At 72.8% G+C, this 2,671-nt stretch carries 4 protein-coding genes and 1 pseudogene; 1 reads left to right on the forward strand and 4 read right to left on the reverse strand.

The window, feature by feature from the left end; all coding sequences use genetic code 11:
• Positions 1–211 precede the first annotated feature (211 nt).
• The 3 genes and pseudogenes from DQW06_RS29445 to DQW06_RS29865 all read right to left on the reverse strand — a co-directional run.
• On the reverse strand, positions 212–655 hold the full coding sequence (locus tag DQW06_RS29445; protein WP_232832977.1) for a hypothetical protein: 444 nt from the start codon (positions 653–655) through the stop codon (positions 212–214).
• A complete protein-coding gene (locus DQW06_RS29450; protein WP_232832978.1) occupies positions 652–957 on the reverse strand; it encodes a HEAT repeat domain-containing protein in 306 nt (101 codons plus the stop codon). Before DQW06_RS29450 ends, DQW06_RS29445 begins: the two co-directional genes overlap by 4 nt.
• Positions 958–1,171: 214 nt before the next feature.
• Positions 1,172–1,579, reverse strand: a pseudogene (locus DQW06_RS29865) (hypothetical protein); the annotation flags it as partial.
• Positions 1,580–1,783: 204 nt separating this feature from the next.
• Between DQW06_RS29865 and DQW06_RS29175 the strand changes: the two are divergent.
• On the forward strand, positions 1,784–1,954 hold the full coding sequence (locus DQW06_RS29175) for a hypothetical protein (RefSeq protein ID WP_013151584.1): 171 nt from the start codon (positions 1,784–1,786) through the stop codon (positions 1,952–1,954).
• 132 nt (positions 1,955–2,086) lie between these two features.
• On the opposite strand, the gene DQW06_RS07705 is transcribed toward DQW06_RS29175, so the two are convergent.
• Complete coding sequence (locus DQW06_RS07705) at positions 2,087–2,569, reverse strand: ATP-binding protein (protein ID WP_071621452.1); 483 nt, start codon at positions 2,567–2,569, stop codon at positions 2,087–2,089.
• Positions 2,570–2,671 lie beyond the last annotated feature (102 nt).

A 2,671-nucleotide genomic window follows, 5' to 3' on the forward strand; every position in this document is an offset into this window, starting at 1 on the left:
ACTCCCAGATGCACGTGTCCCGGCTGCTGTCGGGAGTGCTGGAACAGCTGCGCGAGGAGGTCGGCGCGGCCGGACCGGACCGCTCCTGAGGTCTTCCGGAGGGGGCCGCGGGGCCCCTCCTCCGGACGGCGGGGGACCACCCTTCGCGGGCCCGGGGTGGGAAGCGGGAGCAGCGCATCGTCCTGCTGCTCATCATCGGGCGCGGCGCCCCTCAGCGGCGGACGCCCCGGTACCTCATGCGGGTGCGCAGCGGCAGCGCCGAGACGTAGCGGTCCAGGCGGTCGGCGTAGCCGTCGGTGGTGATCTGCGCATAAGCGCTCCTGGCTGTCTCGCGGGTGTCCTTGTCACCGCTGACCAGCAAGGGGAACAGCAGGTCCCCGCGGCGCAGCGCCGATGCCGCGTCCTCGCGGACGCCGCTGTCGGGATGGGACAGCAGCCTGTGGAGCATGCGCATCGCCCGCCCCGGGTTGCGCGTGTCGGCGCCCAACGGCGGCAGCATGTCCAGGGCCGCCCGGAGGACGTCGGTCGGCGGACGGAGCCCGATCAGCCCCCGGACGGCCTGGAGGCCGTCGGGGCGGGCCGAGACCAGATTCGCCAGCCGCGCGTCCAGCTGTCCGCCGAACACCCCCGGCGAGCGAAGAGCCAGCCCGATCACCGAGGCCAGAAGCGGGGGGTGAGAACGCGGGTGGCGAGGTCGGGGTACGTGTCGGGTTCCGCCCGCTGGCCCCGCTCCATCTGCTCCAGGGCGTCGACGGCCCGCCAGCCGACGGACTTCTCCCCGTCGACCGCCAGAAAGAGCAGTATCTCGGTCCAGGCCGGGTCGGGATCGTGGCCGTCGGCCCGCCACACACGGAGCACGCCCTCGATCGAGGCCCACCGCACCTCGTGGAACGGGTCCCGGGCGGCTTCGAGGAGAACCGGCACCGGGACGTCGCCGTGCCCGGCCAGCAGCCTCATCAGGTTGGCGCGCCCCCGCGGGCTGGGCTCGGTGCGCTTGGGCGTGTTCGGGTGAGACGCCGTGGACCATGAGCGTGTCGATGAGGTCGTCGACCATCGTCCCGTTGGGCAGCATGCGGGCCAGGGCGTCCAGCAGGGGCTCCACCGCCTGGTCGTCGGGCGTCTGACGCAGAGCGGCCGCGGCGTAGGGGACGCAGGCGTCGTCGTCCAGCGCGGCGATGAGCACGGCGGTGGCGCGTTCGTCGCCGATCCGCGCCAGAGCTTGGAGCAGCCCCTGGCGCAGATCGAGGGACTCCCGGTCATACCTCGCGCGGTCGGGAACACCGTGGTGGTCACGGGGGCGGCGCGAGGACGCGAGCAGCGCCTGCAACCGCTCGATGAGCGCGGGAACGACGTGCGGGCTTCTCCGCTGGAGTTCGGCGATCGCCATGTCCCGGTGGCTGGGCCGGCCTTCGCGGGTCCGCCACAGTTCCAGGTCTTCGATCAGGCTGTCGACATCCTCGGTCATGTCGTCAGTACACCATGGGTCGTCGGGCCCTTCCAGGGGGTGAGGAAGCCGGTGACCCCCGGTGGCGCTGCGCGGGGTCGAAGCCGGATCCTCAACCCCCGGGGATTCTGCCATCACCCCGCCATCGCGGGGGTCGCGAAACGACCGGAGGCGGCAGGGGACCGCGGGGGAGCCGACGGGGCCCTCTTCGGGCGTTATGCGCGGCTCGGGTTGGGTTTCGCTCCGCAAACCCCTACAGTTGGGGCGTTCGGGCCCTTGGCGCTGCGTCACCGGAGCGGCGATTTGTGCTATCCGCGCACTCCAGGCAGGCTGCGTCACATGGACGAAACGAACAAGAGCCTCGACGACCTGGTCCGCGATGAGCTGGGCGAGGAACCGTCGCAGGAGGCCAAGGACTACGCGCGCGAACTCTACGAGCGCTACCGACTGCCCGCGCCCGGCCAGGACGGCGGTGCGGCGGCGCCCCCGAGGGCCGGCGCCGAGGAGTAGGCGCGCTCTCCCGGACGCGGCGGCGTACCGGCGCGGCTCCGAGCGGCCCGTGCTCAGGGGCTCCGCTCCGCTTCGCTCCGTGTCCGGGGGAGTGGGCCCGCCCACGGCGCGGGCGGTGACCCGCGTACCGGGTCAGTCGGAGAGGACGGCCTCGTCGGCGTCCTCCGCCGAGGTGTCGCGGTCGCGGTCCCACACCAGCTCGAACCAGACCTTGCGCCCCATCCCGTCACCGCGGGGCTCGGTGCCCCACTTGCTGGAGAGCGCCTCGACCAGGTCCAGGCCCCGACCGTGCTCGGTGGTGTCGTAGGGGTCCCGGTGCTGGGGCTCGGGCGTCTCGGCCACGTTGCCCAGGTCCCGCACCTCCACCCGCGCCCATCCGGGCGCCAGGTGGACACAGACCTCGAACTTGCCGGTGGCCCGGCCCGAGGCGCTGTGCGTGATGGCGTTGGTGGCCAACTCGCTGGTGAGCAGCGTCGCCGTGGTCAGCTCCGGTGAGGCGACCAGCTGCCGGGCGACGAACCTCCTCGCGTAGGCGATCTGGCTCGGCAGGCCGGGGAAGCGCCGCCGCGCCGGTCTGGAGGCGGTCTCTGTGCTGTACGGGGTGCGCTCTTCCATGGAACTCGCCGGACGTTGAAAGGGACGGGACGAAGACACCGGGACCTGGAGTGCGTCCGGCTGAGGGGAGGCGGCCCCGGGGGTGGGGTCGTGGGTGTGAAG

Source organism: Nocardiopsis sp. TNDT3 (genome assembly GCF_003427465.1).
In the GTDB taxonomy this organism is placed as follows: Bacteria; Actinomycetota; Actinomycetes; order Streptosporangiales; family Streptosporangiaceae; genus Nocardiopsis; species Nocardiopsis dassonvillei.

Coding starts and splice junctions, on each gene's coding strand:
- DQW06_RS29450 (WP_232832978.1), bottom strand. CDS start 957: ATGAGGCTGCTGGCCGGGCACGGCGACGTCCCGGTGCCGGTTCTCCTC.
- DQW06_RS29175 (WP_013151584.1), top strand. CDS start 1,784: ATGGACGAAACGAACAAGAGCCTCGACGACCTGGTCCGCGATGAGCTG.
- DQW06_RS07705 (WP_071621452.1), bottom strand. CDS start 2,569: ATGGAAGAGCGCACCCCGTACAGCACAGAGACCGCCTCCAGACCGGCG.